At 63.2% G+C, this 13534-nt stretch carries 15 protein-coding genes and 1 tRNA gene; 8 read left to right on the forward strand and 8 right to left on the reverse strand.

The window, feature by feature from the left end:
- Positions 1 to 4: 4 nt before the first annotated feature.
- The 4 genes from NMB41_RS19080 to rplU all read right to left on the reverse strand — a co-directional run bounded on the left by NMB41_RS19080 (position 5) and on the right by rplU (position 2267).
- Positions 5 to 421, reverse strand: coding sequence for a hypothetical protein (locus NMB41_RS19080; protein WP_494379376.1), 417 nt, complete (start codon positions 419 to 421; stop codon positions 5 to 7).
- On the reverse strand, positions 411 to 1529 hold the full coding sequence (obgE, locus tag NMB41_RS19085; RefSeq protein ID WP_494379377.1) for a GTPase ObgE: 1119 nt from the start codon (positions 1527 to 1529) through the stop codon (positions 411 to 413). The genes NMB41_RS19080 and obgE overlap by 11 nt, the downstream gene beginning before the upstream one ends.
- Positions 1530 to 1634: 105 nt before the next feature.
- Positions 1635 to 1919 carry a 50S ribosomal protein L27 gene (rpmA, locus tag NMB41_RS19090; RefSeq protein ID WP_494379378.1) on the reverse strand — a complete coding sequence of 95 codons (285 nt, stop codon included), beginning with the start codon at positions 1917 to 1919 and terminating at the stop codon, positions 1635 to 1637.
- 36 nt (positions 1920 to 1955) lie between these two features.
- On the reverse strand, positions 1956 to 2267 hold the full coding sequence (gene rplU / locus NMB41_RS19095) for a 50S ribosomal protein L21 (protein ID WP_082493710.1): 312 nt from the start codon (positions 2265 to 2267) through the stop codon (positions 1956 to 1958).
- Positions 2268 to 2612: 345 nt separating this feature from the next.
- Here rplU and ispB point away from each other — a divergent pair, with 345 nt between their 5' ends.
- Both ispB and NMB41_RS19105 read left to right on the forward strand, forming a co-directional pair.
- Positions 2613 to 3542 (forward strand): octaprenyl diphosphate synthase, encoded by a 930-nt coding sequence (ispB, locus tag NMB41_RS19100; protein ID WP_494379379.1) that lies wholly within the window; start codon positions 2613 to 2615, stop codon positions 3540 to 3542.
- 154 nt (positions 3543 to 3696) lie between these two features.
- A tRNA-Pro gene (locus tag NMB41_RS19105) sits at positions 3697 to 3773 on the forward strand.
- A 68-nt stretch (positions 3774 to 3841) separates the two neighbouring features.
- Here NMB41_RS19105 and NMB41_RS19110 read toward each other — a convergent pair.
- Positions 3842 to 4480, reverse strand: a complete 639-nt coding sequence (locus tag NMB41_RS19110) for an NAD(P)H-dependent oxidoreductase (RefSeq protein ID WP_494379380.1) — start codon at positions 4478 to 4480, stop codon at positions 3842 to 3844.
- Positions 4481 to 4705: 225 nt separating this feature from the next.
- On the opposite strand from NMB41_RS19110, the gene NMB41_RS19115 reads away from it, so the two are divergent.
- On the forward strand, positions 4706 to 5089 hold the full coding sequence (locus tag NMB41_RS19115; RefSeq protein WP_494379381.1) for a DUF4398 domain-containing protein: 384 nt from the start codon (positions 4706 to 4708) through the stop codon (positions 5087 to 5089).
- Between the two features lie 9 nt (positions 5090 to 5098).
- Entirely contained in the window at positions 5099 to 5977 is an 879-nt protein-coding gene (locus NMB41_RS19120; protein WP_494379382.1) for an OmpA family protein, read from the forward strand.
- Between the two features lie 102 nt (positions 5978 to 6079).
- Here NMB41_RS19120 and NMB41_RS19125 read toward each other — a convergent pair whose 3' ends face one another.
- Together NMB41_RS19125 and NMB41_RS19130 are read right to left on the reverse strand one after the other, a co-directional pair.
- Positions 6080 to 6712, reverse strand: a complete 633-nt coding sequence (locus NMB41_RS19125) for a hypothetical protein (RefSeq protein ID WP_494379383.1) — start codon at positions 6710 to 6712, stop codon at positions 6080 to 6082.
- 4 nt (positions 6713 to 6716) lie between these two features.
- Positions 6717 to 7961: an ROK family transcriptional regulator gene (locus NMB41_RS19130; protein WP_494379384.1), complete on the reverse strand. Its 1245-nt coding sequence runs from the start codon at positions 7959 to 7961 to the stop codon at positions 6717 to 6719.
- Positions 7962 to 8089: 128 nt separating this feature from the next.
- Between NMB41_RS19130 and NMB41_RS19135 the strand changes: the two genes are divergently transcribed.
- From NMB41_RS19135 to NMB41_RS19150, 4 genes are all read left to right on the forward strand, one after another.
- Entirely contained in the window at positions 8090 to 8398 is a 309-nt protein-coding gene (locus tag NMB41_RS19135) for a SemiSWEET transporter (protein WP_494379385.1), read from the forward strand.
- Positions 8399 to 8523: 125 nt separating this feature from the next.
- Positions 8524 to 8778 carry a hypothetical protein gene (locus NMB41_RS19140; RefSeq protein WP_494379386.1) on the forward strand — a complete coding sequence of 85 codons (255 nt, stop codon included), beginning with the start codon at positions 8524 to 8526 and terminating at the stop codon, positions 8776 to 8778.
- Between the two features lie 312 nt (positions 8779 to 9090).
- The gene (locus tag NMB41_RS19145; protein ID WP_494379387.1) at positions 9091 to 9840 is read left to right on the forward strand and encodes a DUF6345 domain-containing protein; all 750 of its coding nucleotides are present in this window, start codon (positions 9091 to 9093) and stop codon (positions 9838 to 9840) included.
- A gap of 3 nt (positions 9841 to 9843) precedes the next feature.
- Positions 9844 to 10788, forward strand: a complete 945-nt coding sequence (locus tag NMB41_RS19150; RefSeq protein ID WP_494379388.1) for a hypothetical protein — start codon at positions 9844 to 9846, stop codon at positions 10786 to 10788.
- 18 nt (positions 10789 to 10806) lie between these two features.
- Here NMB41_RS19150 and NMB41_RS19155 read toward each other — a convergent pair whose 3' ends face one another.
- Positions 10807 to 13521: a molybdopterin-dependent oxidoreductase gene (locus NMB41_RS19155; RefSeq protein ID WP_494379389.1), complete on the reverse strand. Its 2715-nt coding sequence runs from the start codon at positions 13519 to 13521 to the stop codon at positions 10807 to 10809.
- Positions 13522 to 13534 lie beyond the last annotated feature (13 nt).

The following is a 13534-nucleotide window of genomic DNA, read 5'->3' on the forward strand; positions in this document are numbered from 1 at the left end:
AGTCTCATGGTGTAAGTCCGACCTTCCGCGGGCGTAAGGCCAGCAGGCCCAGGCCCACCAGCAATTCGATCCCGCATACGACGAACAAAACCCCGCGCGGCAGGCCGATCGCGAATGCCGCGACCAGGCGCCCGGCCGGCTGGGCCAGCAGGAATAATGCAACGAGATCGCCGAGGATGGGCTGGTCGCCCCGCCTTGCTGCAAGCAGTGCCAGTCCCGCGGTGGCGAGACGGACGCCGACATAGATGGCGTAGAACTGGCTGTAGCCGTTCACGCCAACGAGAAACACGCCCATTGCCGTTGCGACCATGTCCGGGTCGAGCATGGCAACGAGCGCCGCCAGCGAACTGACGGTGGCGACCAGCTGCAGGAGCTGGCCGCGCGCCCACGCACGGGTGAGCCGAAAACCCTTAGTCTTCAAGGATCTTGAAGCGAGGATCGTCCGGATCGATCGAGACGATGCCGCGTGCCTCTTCGGTCATCTGCATCGTTTCATCGACGCGCACATCCTGCGCGCGCTTTTCTTCCAGGTGCATGTAGATCGCGTTGATCAGTTCCTGGCAGCCTTCGCGGTTCAGGGCCGAGATCTCGAAGAAAGGACCCTTCCAGGCCATCTTCTTGATGAAGTCCTTGACGCGCTTCTTGCGCTCTTCTTCCGGCACGACGTCGAGCTTGTTGAGCACGAGCCAGCGCGGCTTGTTGAGCAGGTCCTCGTCGTACTTCTCGAGTTCCTTGATCAGCGCTTTCGCTTCTTTCACCGGGTCGACGGTGGCTTCTTCGAACGGCGCCATGTCGACAATGTGCAGCAGCAAGCCGGTGCGCGCCAGGTGACGCAGGAACTGGTGGCCGAGGCCCGCGCCTTCGGCGGCGCCTTCGATCAGGCCCGGGATGTCGGCGATCACAAAACTCTTTTCGTGCGACACGCGCACCACGCCCAGGTTCGGGTGCAGGGTCGTGAACGGGTAATCCGCGATCTTCGGCTTGGCGTTCGAGACGGCCGTAATGAAGGTCGACTTGCCCGCGTTCGGCATGCCCAACAGGCCCACGTCGGCCAGCACCTTCAGTTCCAGGCGCAGTTCGCGGCGTTCGCCTTCCTTGCCCTCGGTCTTTTGACGCGGAGCACGGTTGGTCGAGGTCTTGAAGTGGATATTGCCCCAGCCGCCCTCGCCGCCTTTGGCGAGCATTTCGGTCTGGCCGTGTTCGGTCAGGTCGGCGATGATCTCGCCGTTGACGTTATCGATGATCAGCGTGCCGACCGGCATGCGCAGATAAACGTCGTCGGCGCCCTTGCCGTAGCAATCGGAGCCGCGGCCTGGTTCGCCGTGGCGGCCATGGTGGGTTTTCGAATAGCGGAAGTCGACCAGTGTGTTGATATTACGGTCTGCAACCGCCCAGATCGAGCCGCCCTTGCCGCCGTCGCCGCCGTCCGGACCGCCGAATGGACGGAACTTCTCGCGCAGGAACGAGGCGCAACCGTTGCCGCCGTCGCCCGCAATGACTTCAATTCTTGCTTCGTCGATAAACTTCATTTTTGACCGCCAAAAAACTAAAAAGGCTCTACTGTAAGCAGAGCCTTTCGATGGAAGGCTTGCGCCTTACAAGGATGCGCCGCTCGAAGCGGCGCTTTACGTCAATTACGCTGCGACTGCTTCAGCAGCTTGAGCAGCAGCGACGACGGTCACGAATTGCTTCGAGCCCACGCCTTGCTTGACGAACTTCACAGTGCCGTCGACCAGCGCGAACAGGGTGTGATCCTTGCCCATGCCGACGTTGGTGCCTGGACGCACTGGGGTACCGCGTTGACGGATGATGATGCCGCCGGCGTTGATCACCTGGCCGCCATACACTTTCACGCCAAGGCGCTTGCTTTCTGAGTCGCGGCCGTTACGGGTAGTGCCGCCGCCTTTTTTGTGTGCCATTTAAGTACTCCTTGATGACTTTGAAGAGAGGGGCAATTAGCCGTTGATCGAAACCACTTGGATTTCGGTGAAGTTCTGGCGGTGGCCCTGACGCTTCTGGTAGTGCTTACGACGGCGCATTTTGAAAATGCGGACCTTGTCGTGGCGACCATGGGAAACGACCTTCACCAGAACCGTAGCACCTTCAACCAGGGGAGCACCAAATTTGATGCTCTCGCCCGCGCCAACGGCGAGGACCTGATCGATCGTGAGTTCGGAACCAATGTCTGCCGGTATCTGTTCTACTTTAAGTTTTTCACCAGCGACAACTTTATACTGCTTGCCACCGGTTTTTATGACCGCATACATGATTGAAAACCTCATCAATTGTTTAATAAAAATCCCTTCGGCGACGTACGTGCCGTGCTTCTCTGGTGCCGGGGAACAGGGAATTATACACGCTTCGGTCGCGTGCGTCAAAAGCCGGGATCGCCCCGCTTCTGTCGTGGTATCTCGGCAACGTCGCGCCCCTGCCGGGCGCACGCCTGATACTTGGCGCAATGGCACGACTCATGCGTGCATGTCGTATAATCGCCGCACCCTAGCACCTCAACAGCCTCTCAACCGCAGCTCAACGATCACAGCAGGTTCGCCTTGTCCGCCGCTACCCCTCACGCCCAACAGAACTCCATCACCCAATCGATCGCAACCGACATGGACGCGGTCAACACGGTGATCCGCCAGCGCCTGCATTCGGAAGTGAGCCTGGTCAACCAGATCGCCGAGTACATCATCAGCGCCGGCGGCAAGCGCATCCGCCCCGTGCTGGTGCTGCTGCTGGCAAATGCGCATGGTTATCGCGGCACGGCCCACCATGAACTGGCGGCGGTCGTCGAATTCATCCACACCGCGACCCTGCTGCACGACGACGTGGTCGACGAATCCTCGATGCGCCGCGGCCGCCAGACGGCGAATGCCCTGTTCGGCAATGCCGCTTCGGTGCTGGTGGGCGACTTCCTGTATTCGCGCTCCTTCCAGATGATGGTCAGCCTGGAAAACATGCGCGTCATGCAGATCCTGTCGGACGCCACCAATGTGATCGCCGAAGGCGAAGTGCTGCAGCTGCTGAACATGCATGACCCGGACGTCAGCCACGAGAGCTATTTAAAAGTGATCCGCTCGAAGACCGCCAAGCTGTTCGAAGCGGCCGCCGAGCTGGGCGCCCTGGTCGCCGGCGCGAGCGCCGCCCAGGTAGCCGCGGCCGGCGAATACGGCCGTTCGCTGGGCACCGCGTTCCAGTTGATCGACGACGTGCTCGATTACGCCGGCGACGCCGCCGAAATCGGCAAGAACGTCGGCGACGACCTGCGCGAAGGCAAACCCACCCTGCCCCTGATCTATCTGATGGAACACGGCACCCCGGAACAGCGCGAACTGGTGCGCAGCTGCATCGAGCAAGGCGACGAGCAGCATTTCGACGCCGTGCTGGCCGCCGTCACCTCCAGCGGCGCCCTCGACTACACTCGCCGCGAAGCCGAAACGGCCGCCCGCCGCGCCGCGGAATCGATCGCCGACCTGCCCGACAGCGAGTACAAACAGAGCCTGTTGCAGCTCTGCAGCTTCGCTGTTGACAGGAACCACTGAGCAAATTTATATTTATATCTCCCGGGGCGCCGGTTTTAAAAGCGTCTGACAACACCGTCAGGGCAAGGCGCATCGTCGAAGACAGTACGCTAGTACGGCGAGACGAATGCAACGCAGCCATGGCGATGTTGTCAGGCGCGTGCCTCGAACCAGTCGGGGTGTAGCTTAGCCCGGTAGAGCGCTACGTTCGGGACGTAGAGGCCGGAGGTTCGAATCCTCTCACCCCGACCAGACAATGAAAAGCCAGACCAGGCGTCAGCCGGTCTGGCTTTTTTCATCTATCCAGGATGGCTTGTTGCCTACGCCAACTCGGTGACGAACTGCGACAACGGACGGCGCACTTTCTTCAGGTCGACGAGCCAATCGCCTTCATCCGCACGATAGCCAACAGGCAAGAGGACCACCGAACGCAATCCACGTTCACGCAGCTTCAGGATCTCGTCGACCTTGGCCGGATCGAAACCCTCCATCGGGGTGGCATCTACTTTTTCCTCAGCGGCAGCAATCAGCGCGCTGCCGAGGCCGATGTAAGCCTGACGTGCGGCGTGCTCGAAATTGGTCTGGGCGTCGCGTTGCGGGTAGGTCGACAGCAATTGCTGGCGGTAGGCTTCCCAACCTTCGTTTCTGATGCCGCGCTCGGCGTTCACCAGATCAAACATCGCATTGATGCGCTCTGCCGTATAAGTATCCCACGCGGCGAACACAAGCAGATGCGAGCATTCCGTCACCTGGGCCTGGTTCCAGGCATGCGGCCTGATCTGTTCACGCAGGGCATCGTTCGTCACTACCAACATCTCGTACTGTTGCAATCCACTGGAACTGGCCGTCAGGCGTACCGCCTCGAGAATGCGGTCGATCTTCTCTTTGGCGACCTTTTTGGCAGGATCCATTTTTTTGGTGGCATAACGCCACTGCAAGGTTTGCAGGAGATCAGACATGCAGATTTCTTTCTATGTGAAGTGAATGACGCACCATGATGCCGGACTCGGCAGTTTCTTGCCGAGCAGGGCTTCATTTGGCCGCAGCGCTACTTCACTTCACCGCCTGATTCGTCGCGTACATCCGGCCGCTGACCTCGAACAGTAGTCCTTTGGTCTCATTGAAGAACGGTCATGTCTCGATAATGATGAAATTTTCAATGCAGATCTCTCGGGAGGTCCGACATGATGCTCGCTCATCGTTTTTATCATTCGTCACGGGTGTTGGCGGGATGCCTCCTTCTTGGCTTGACCGGATGTGCCAACGAGGCATTGAACCAGCAGCTCGCCACCAGCCGGGAGGCCGTCGATCAGGCGAAGACGGTAGGTGCGGCGGAAACCGCGCCTGCAGAATTCGATGTCGCGGTCGATAAACTGAATCGCGCCAACATCGCGGCCAAAGAGCGGCGTGAGGTCGATGCGAAGCGCCAGGCCCAGCAGGCCCAGGTCGACGCCAATCTGGCTCGCGCGAAGACCGATTCGACCCAAGCCAGGATTGCGTCCGCCGAACTGGCAAAGAGTAATCGGATATTGCGCGAGACACGCAACCAGGCCAACCTGAACCAGTAGAGGTGAGAGATGAACCACATCATCCGATCGACTACCGGCGCGATTGTTGCCGGCATGATCGTAGCGGGATGCTCGACATCCCCGCCGGCGTCCGACGTAGCGGCCGCGCAGACAGCCATCGGCAATGCCGGACAAGCTGTGAACAGTGCGGCAGCCAATCCCCACGTGGCCAAATACGCACCAGGCGAACTGGAACGCGCAAGCGATTCACTGCGCCAGGCCACCACTGCGTGGAATGACAAACATGACCTTCCCGCCACCACGCATCTCGCTTACCTTGCGCAGCAACGCGCAGCGACAGCGCAAGAACTTGCAAACCAGCGCGCTGCGGAAGAAGCACTGACCGTTGCGGTTGCGGTTGCGGAGCGGGATCAGGCGGTGTCGGTTGCGGCTGCAGAAAATAGTCGCAAAACGGGCGCAAGCCCGGAGCAGGACGAACAGAGCCTTGCAGGTTTCGTCACCGGAACAGCGAAGCTCCCAGCCAACGCCATGCCCAAGATCGATGAGTTGGCCACCACCTTGAAAAACAATCCCGAGCAACATGTCATGATCGAGGGGCATACGGACAATGTCGGCGATCCCGCTTATAACCAGGCCTTGGCCTTGAAACGGGCAGAAGCGGTGCGTAAAGCCCTGGTGAGCCGCGGGATCGACTCCAGCCGCATTGCCGTCCGGTCACACGGTGAAGAGAATCCGCTGAACACCAATGACACGGGCATCGGGCGCTGGGAAAACCGGCGTGCCCAGGTCATCGTTGGCGATACGGACACGCGCATGGTCGGATCTTCGCAAGGCGCGGGCGCGGCGACGTCGAGCGGGCAAGGCGAGCAAGGCACACAAAGCGGACAGAAGAAACAAAGCGGGCAAAACGGGCCAACCGGGCAGTGATGCCTGGAAACACGGAGGTTCGAATCCTCTCATTCCAACCAGTTTTTCTGCTTTACGCAACACATCAGAACACCGCACTGGGCAGCCACGGACAGGTGCTCGTCAACGCTTCGCGCCTGTTACCTTTCCATAGACAAATGCATCCTCGAATTCCTTCGAGCGCAGCACTACCGCCGCCTCTGCCTGCATCCTCGCATGACCATCGGCCCATTCCTTCAACTGGAGCAGGGCCGCATCGATCTTTGCATAGCAGTCCCGCAGGTAGGCCGTTCCCGCCAGGCAGTCGGCTTCGGTCGATATATCGAATTGCTCGACCAGATGGTGAATCAGCTTGTTCCGAATATCCTTCAACTCGTTGAGGCCGGCAACGGTCTGCCGGTACCGTTCAGGCGTCATCGCTATCGTGAATTGACTCCTGAACAGCGGTTGCTGAACAGTTTCATCTGTATCGAGCCTTTCAGCGGTTTCGAGGCTGCCGTCGGACAGGTGCTCGTCTGTAAACATGCGGATCAGCTGACCGAGCGTCTTGGTTTGCTGCGCAGCGGTCTTGCGCGATTGCGCTTCGGGCAATCGCTCTGGATGCGCCGTGATCGACCCGCTGGCGACCAGCGCTTTTAACGCGCGTTCATACTGCTGGATCCGCAACATGCAGCGTCCAAGTTGCTGCTGCATCTCGCGCTGTGCAATTGCCGCAGGATGCGCGACGGCGGGATCTGGTCCGATGCTTGTGTTCATGTGTTCATCTCCCCGCCTTCAGGAAGGTCTCATGCCCCGGCGCGAAATTCGCATGCAGCGGCAGGTAGGCCGCGCCGATCACCTTTGCATCGCGTCCGATGGCGCCGGCAATGAGCTCGGGCCGCATGACCCCCTGCCAGCTGTAGCTGCCCAGCGCCACACGCACGGCGTCGATCAGCGCTTCCAACAAGGGCGCGCCGACCGCGCCGTCGACGATCACGCCATCGAGGTCGAGCAGGCAGCTCGAGGTGTTGATCGAGAAGGCGATGGCACTGGCCGCCTCCTCCAGCCAGCGCCGCGTCACCGGCGCCCAGGGCGCCTGCAGCAGGCGCGGGTCGGCGGCGGGCAGGCTTTCCAGTCCAACCGCCGCCAGCATGTCTTCCAGCGTCGCCAGCGAGGCCGAGGCCAGCAGCTGCTGCACGCCGCCGGGACGAATACCGTCGGCCACGCCGAGCGGCATCGAGCCGATCGCGCCTGCATTGCCGTAGACGCCGGCGTGCGGCTGGCCGTTGATCACGAGGCCGCCGCCGATCAGGGTGTCGACGAACACGTAGAGATAATTCTTCAGGTGGCGCCCGCGTCCGGCCACCAGTTCGGCCACGCAGGCGGCAGCCGTGTCCTTCGCGAAGACCACCGGCAGGCGCGTCATGCCCTGCAGGCGCTCGCGCATGTTGGTGCGGGTCCAGGCGTCGGCGTCCTGCGGCGACAGGCCGACCAGCTCGCGCCAGCCGCCGAAGGCCAGCGGCGCGGCCAGGCCGATGCCGCTCACGCGTGCCGTCTTCTCCACGCCCAGCTGGTCTTCGATGCGCTCCAGGTGCTCGCCGATCTCGCCGAAGACGGCATCGACCGAGGGCGCGCCGTAGACAATCGACTTGCGGTAGCGCGGCGCGCCGGTGAAATCGATCAGGGCCACGTCCAGGTTGCGCCGGCCGATCTGCACGCCGATTGAAAAGGCGCCGTCGGGATTCAGGGCAATCGGCTGCGAAGGCTGCCCTATCCGCCCGCGCAGCGAATCGCGCTTGACGACGACGCCCTCGATCAGCAGCCGGTTGATGATCACGGAGACCGTTTGCGTGCTCAGCTTGGTCAATCGCGCCAGCTCGGCTTTCGGGAGGCTGCCGTGCAGGCGGATCGCATGCAGTACGACGCGCTCGTTGAACTCGCGCATGCCGGTCTGGTTCGAACCGAGCATGCGCGGCGCCGTAGCGGGATCGATGGCCGGCGTCGTTGATGGGAAGAGCGTGAGCATGCGGGAGGAGGAAAGCAGCGAAGCGAAGCGTCGAGTATAATTTTTCAGCTTAAGTAAATCAATGTGATTTATTATTTCCGTACCATGTTGTGTCAGAGAGACGCTGCATTCACAGCACAAGAGGCCCCATGCAATTCGATATCACCCTGGTCGGCTACCTGGCCGCCTTCTGCACCACCGCCGCCTTCATCCCCCAAGTTGTCCTCGTCTGGCGCACCCGCAGCGCACGCGGCATTTCGATGGGCATGTACTCGGCCTTCTGCTTCGGCGTCTTCCTCTGGCTCTGCTATGGCATCGCCATCGAGGCCTGGCCGATCGCCATCAACAATGCCATCACCCTGGTGCTGGCGTCGAGCGTGCTTGTGATGAAATGGCGCTTCGAGCGCACCGAGCAGCGTGCGCTTCCAGCCGCAGGCGGTCATTCGCGGAACGGATAACGCAAGATTGGTGTCCTGATAAATATACGTTCTGCTTATCGTGGACATCACGAACTGAAAGTATATTTATATCCCCAAGGAATTTATACTGCACTGCAACATCACAGTATTTATTGGAGCGACACATGAACGCAGCAACGATCACCCAAGCGCAAGACAAAGGCCTCTTCTCCGACCTGTTCGCCGCACTCCGCACTTTCTCGGAACAGCTGTTCGCCGCACAAGGCGGCTGGCTGGTCTCGCGCCAGGCAGGCGTCAACCGCGTGCCCTACGCCGTCTCCGAGCGCGATGGCCGCGCCGAACTGTTCGCACTGGCAGCCGACGCCGACAAGCATTCGCCGAACCTGGCCGCCGAACTGCGCTGGCTGGCAAACCGTTAAGCAACAGCTTCCGTTATCGCAACGCCGATAACTGAATGAATTTCAAGCGGGCCGTGCTGACAAGCACGGCCCGCTTTGCATTGCCCCTTCGTATTTCTCTCCTCGCCTCCCCCTTCCTTTCCTCGTGCCACCGCTTTGTCTGCGCCCCGTCCATCAAGCTGTCCGCAGCGCCTGAGGCGGCTGATCTACAGCAGAGCCTGACCAAAAAGCGGCCGCTACTGTGGTGAGTGCTGCGCCGTGCACCGACGCGCTGTTGCCGCCGTAGGTGCTCTTTCTCGGCGCACATTGACTGCTGAAAAAAAGGAGATTGCCATGGCAAGGTTCGGAATCGAAGCGATCCGATACTTCAACCATGCGCGCGCCGCTGGCGTGAGCACGGCTGGAGATCTGACCTACACGTTCAACCGAAGTAACGGATTCGACGCGAAGCTGCGCGCGGCCGGCCACACCCGGGCGTTTTACTGGGCCAATACCGACTGCTGGGAAAACGACATCCGCGATGTCGACCAGGGCGGCGCCGACCGCAGCTGGGTCGACGATGTCGACCTCTACTGGCAGGAGACGCATGGCGGCCATGAAGAAGACGGCCGCGCGCGCATGCTCTACGATGCGCCGCGCACCGAATGGCGCACGTATTCGAACCGCTGGCAACTCGGCGAGGACTGGAACAACGAATGGGTAATGGCCTATTCCTGCGAGACCGTCAAGCGCGACCGCGTGACGGGCCTGTGGAACATCTTCGCGCGCATGCACATCTATTGCGGCGCCTGGGAAACCATGTGGGACGGCATCACCACCGACGAGTGCGGCGAGGACGTCGCCGACAACCTGACCGACGGCGACACGGTCTGCCAGGCCTGGCATAACGGCGTGTCGGACTGGTATGTCGACAATCATCCGATCACTGTCTGCGTCGGCAATGCGGCCACCTGGAATAACGGCGCCATCCGCTGGGACTTGTCGACGCTGAACCGCGATCACCTGTGGGGCCACGGCAACGTCGAAGCCGACCTGCCCCCGGCCCAGCAGGCCTGCATCCTGTGGTACTGGACGGAGGGTTGAACCATGAATGAGCAAACCTTGATCGACAGCCTGGCCTCCGATTGCACAGGCTACCCCAACCGCGCCGATGTCCTGGCGCTGCAGCCTTTTACCCAGGACGAGGTGCGCGCCCGCGCCAGCCGCTTCCTGTCGCTGATCGAAGAAGTCGACCACTGCGCGCATGACCGCGCCAATTTCGTCACCCGCGCCGACCGCACCCTGGTGCAACTGGCCGGCGGCGCGCGCGCCGTGGTCTATCACGCTTCCGGCGCACTCCAGTTCCATGCCGGGACGACGCCCTTCACGGCGCCCTTCGAACGCGTCGAAGAGCACGCCGTGCTCACGCGCCTGGTAACCGAAGCGGCGCAGCGCCTGCGCGTGGCCGAGTGGGCGGGCGAGAACGGGAGCCTGGCGTTCGAACGCCTGTTCCAGTCCAAGGGCCAGGGCGCGGACCGCGAGGACCGACTCGCCGAAGCGGTGCTGTTCCGGGCCACCGGCGCCTGGCGCCACGCGCTCGGCGGCATCCCGGTGCTGGGTGCGGCCTCGGTCGCGCTGACCCTGTCCGGCGACGGCAGGCTGGATGCATTGGCGCTCAACATCCGTCCGGGCGTGGCCGAAAAGCTCGACAGCGCCGCGGTCGTGGCTCCTGAGGTGGCCGCGCGCCAGATCGCGGGCCACCTTGCCAGCGTGCTTGGCAAGGCCAAGGAGCGTTTGCCGGACAAGGTCATCGCTTCGCAGACGATGCGCTTCGGTTACCTCGACCTCGGCAAGCGCAAGGCGCAGCGCGTGCTGGCGCCGGTGTATCTGGCCCAGATCGTGCTGCGTCACCGGCTCGAGACGCAAGGCTATGTGTTCGCGGTGCCGGCCACCGAACGTTCTTATCTTGAGCTGCCGCTGTTCGGCACCGAGACGAGCGCGAACCGTTCGCGTACCGGCACCGGCGGACCTTGCAAGGACCACGTGTCTTGAAACTGGCCCCTGGCGGCGTCAGGCTGCGGCGCCGCCAAGTTGTTCCTCCACCAGCAGCCTGGCGATCTCGGGCAGGCAGGAGCCGCAGTTGCCGCCTGCCTTCAGGCAGGCGGTCACCGCGGACGTGCTGCGCAAGCCCTGCTTGCGAATCGCCGTGCAGATCGTGTTGCGCCCGACCCCGAAGCAGGAACAGACCGTCGGGCCAGGATCCGGTCCCAGTTGCGGTGCACGCCCGGCCAGCAAGGTGGCGCGGTCCTGAGGCGCCAGCGTCTCCTGCTGGAACAGGCCGGCCAGCCACTGGCGCGGCGGCAGCGGCGCGGCGCGGCGCGCCACGAACACGCAGGCCTGCAGGCGCCCTTCCGTCAGATGCGCGGCGCGGTACACACCGGCGCCGGCATCGTCGTATTCGATCCAGTCGGCCTGCGGGTCCACCCCCAGCACCGTGCGCGCCCAGTCGGCGTGCGCCGGGCCGCGGCCAGCGAGTTCATAGCGCACGAAGCCGTCGCCCTGCACCCGCGTCCAGTTGGCCACGCCCTCGACCGCCAGCGCGGTGCGGCTCAGCACAAAGGCCTGCCACTCGACCACAAAAGGTTCGACCCGCACCGGCGTGTGCTTGAACTCGGGCTCGCCCGAGACCGGATCGACCGAGGGATTGACGAGCGCGCCGACGCGCGCATCGGACGCCGTCTGGCCGCTCCAGTGGATCGGTGCGAACACGCTGCCGCGCGCGATGCCACCGCTGTGGGTAACGCGCGCCACCATCGCGCCCCAGCGGCTGGTGACCCGCGCCAGCTCTCCTTCGCGCACGCCGCACAGCAAGGCGTCGTTCGGGTGCAGGTCGATGAAGGGCTCCGGCGTGTGGCTGGCCAGGCGCGGCGACTTGCCGGTGCGCGTCATCGTATGCCACTGGTCGCGCATGCGGCCGGTGTTCAGGGCCAGCGGGAAGTCGTCGTTGACCGCATGCGCGGGCGCACGCGGGGCGGTGGCGATGAAGCGCGCCTTTCCGCTGGCGTGGGCAAAGCGGCCGTCGCCGAACAGGCGCATCGTTTGCGTCAGCGCGCCGGCCTGATCGCGCAGCACCGGCCACTGGATCGGTTCAAGGGCATCGTAGGCCTGGCGGCCCATGCCGGCTAGTCCCGAGATATCGAAGGCGCGGCGTCCAGCCTCGCCGCTGGCATTGCGCCAGCCTGACAAGCGCGCATGCTCGTCGAAAATCGCATGCGCGCCCTCGTAGTCGAAACCGGAAAAACCCATGCGCCGCGCCACTTCGCACAGCGCCCACCAGTCCGCGCGCGCTTCGCCCGGCGCCGGCAGGAAGGCGCGCTGGCGCGAGATGCAGCGTTCGGAATTGGTCACCGTGCCATCCTTCTCGCCCCAGCCCAGCGCCGGCAGCAGCACGTCGGCGTGGACATTCGTGTCGGTGCCTTCCACGATGTCGCTGACGACGACCAGCTCGCACTTGTCCAGCGCGCGTTTGACCTGGTCGGCGTCGGGCAGGCTGACCAGCGGATTGGTGGCGATGATCCACACCGCTTTAACGGTTCCCTCCTCCACCGCGCGGAACAGGTCGACCGCCTTCAGGCCCGGCTTCGACGCGATATCGGGCGCGTCCCAGAAGCTGCGCACCGCTTCACGCTGGGCCGGATTATCGAGCTCCATGTGGGCGGCCAGCATGTTGGCGAGACCCCCGACTTCGCGTCCGCCCATCGCATTCGGCTGGCCGGTGAGGGAGAACGGGCCCATGCCCGGCTGGCCGATGCGCCCGGTCAGCAGGTGGCAGTTGATGATGGCGTTGACCTTGTCGGTGCCGCTGGTCGACTGGTTCACGCCTTGCGAGAAGGCGGTGACGACTGTATTCGTGGCGGCGAAGCCTTCGTAAAAGGCGAGCAACTTGCCCTGGTCGACGCGGCAGATGCGTGCGACCTGCACCGGGTCGCTGCAATCGACATCGGCCGTTGCCAGCGCCGCGTCGAAGCCTTCGGTATGCGCCGCAACGAAGCCGGCATCGCCGTGGCCATGCCGCGCCAGGTAGCTGAGCAGGCCATTGAAGAGCCAGACATCGGTACCCGGCTTGATCGGCAGGTGCAGGTCGGCCGACTCGCAGGTGGCCGTGCGGCGCGGGTCGATCACCACGATCTGCACACCCGGCCGCGCTTCCTTCGCGCGCAGGATGCGCTGGAACAGGGTCGGATGGCACCAGGCCGTGTTCGAGCCGACCAGCACGATCATGTCGGCCAGTTCGAAGTCCTCGTAGCAGCCCGGCACTAGGTCTTCGCCGAAGGCGCGCTTGTGGCCGGCCACGCTTGATGACATGCACAGGCGCGAATTGGTGTCGATGTTGGCGCTGCCGATAAAGCCTTTCATGAACTTGTTGGCGACGTAGTAGTCCTCGGTCAGGAGCTGGCCGGAGACGTAGAGCGCCACCGCATCCGGGCCGTGCTCGGCAATGATGGACGCAAAGCCGCCCGCCACGCGTGCCAGCGCCTCATCCCAGCCCGCGCGGCGCATGGCGCCGTTCTCGCGCAACATGGGGTGCAGCAAGCGCCCGTCGAGGTCCAGGGTTTCGCCCAGCGCCGCGCCCTTCACGCACAGGCGGCCCTGGCTGGCGCTGTGCTCGGGGTCGCCCGCGATGATCGGGATGGTGCCGGGTCGCACAGTGGCGGTCACGCCGCAGCCGACGCCGCAATATGGACAGGTGGTACGCACGGTCTGCACGGGCAGGGTCATGTCCATCGTCATTCCTCTT

The sequence above is a fragment of the Massilia sp. FBCC-B171 genome, assembly GCF_059134155.1.

What these genes read in the sequence shown, in the direction of transcription:
- obgE (WP_494379377.1), bottom strand. Translation starts at nt 1,529, where the DNA reads ATGAAGTTTATCGACGAAGCAAGAATTGAAGTCATTGCGGGCGACGGC.
- rpmA (WP_494379378.1), bottom strand. Translation starts at nt 1,919, where the DNA reads ATGGCACACAAAAAAGGCGGCGGCACTACCCGTAACGGCCGCGACTCA.
- rplU (WP_082493710.1), bottom strand. Translation starts at nt 2,267, where the DNA reads ATGTATGCGGTCATAAAAACCGGTGGCAAGCAGTATAAAGTTGTCGCT.
- ispB (WP_494379379.1), top strand. Translation starts at nt 2,613, where the DNA reads ATGGACGCGGTCAACACGGTGATCCGCCAGCGCCTGCATTCGGAAGTG.
- NMB41_RS19110 (WP_494379380.1), bottom strand. Translation starts at nt 4,480, where the DNA reads ATGTCTGATCTCCTGCAAACCTTGCAGTGGCGTTATGCCACCAAAAAA.
- NMB41_RS19115 (WP_494379381.1), top strand. Translation starts at nt 4,706, where the DNA reads ATGATGCTCGCTCATCGTTTTTATCATTCGTCACGGGTGTTGGCGGGA.
- NMB41_RS19120 (WP_494379382.1), top strand. Translation starts at nt 5,099, where the DNA reads ATGAACCACATCATCCGATCGACTACCGGCGCGATTGTTGCCGGCATG.
- NMB41_RS19125 (WP_494379383.1), bottom strand. Translation starts at nt 6,712, where the DNA reads ATGAACACAAGCATCGGACCAGATCCCGCCGTCGCGCATCCTGCGGCA.
- NMB41_RS19130 (WP_494379384.1), bottom strand. Translation starts at nt 7,961, where the DNA reads ATGCTCACGCTCTTCCCATCAACGACGCCGGCCATCGATCCCGCTACG.
- NMB41_RS19135 (WP_494379385.1), top strand. Translation starts at nt 8,090, where the DNA reads ATGCAATTCGATATCACCCTGGTCGGCTACCTGGCCGCCTTCTGCACC.
- NMB41_RS19140 (WP_494379386.1), top strand. Translation starts at nt 8,524, where the DNA reads ATGAACGCAGCAACGATCACCCAAGCGCAAGACAAAGGCCTCTTCTCC.
- NMB41_RS19145 (WP_494379387.1), top strand. Translation starts at nt 9,091, where the DNA reads ATGGCAAGGTTCGGAATCGAAGCGATCCGATACTTCAACCATGCGCGC.
- NMB41_RS19150 (WP_494379388.1), top strand. Translation starts at nt 9,844, where the DNA reads ATGAATGAGCAAACCTTGATCGACAGCCTGGCCTCCGATTGCACAGGC.
- NMB41_RS19155 (WP_494379389.1), bottom strand. Translation starts at nt 13,521, where the DNA reads ATGGACATGACCCTGCCCGTGCAGACCGTGCGTACCACCTGTCCATAT.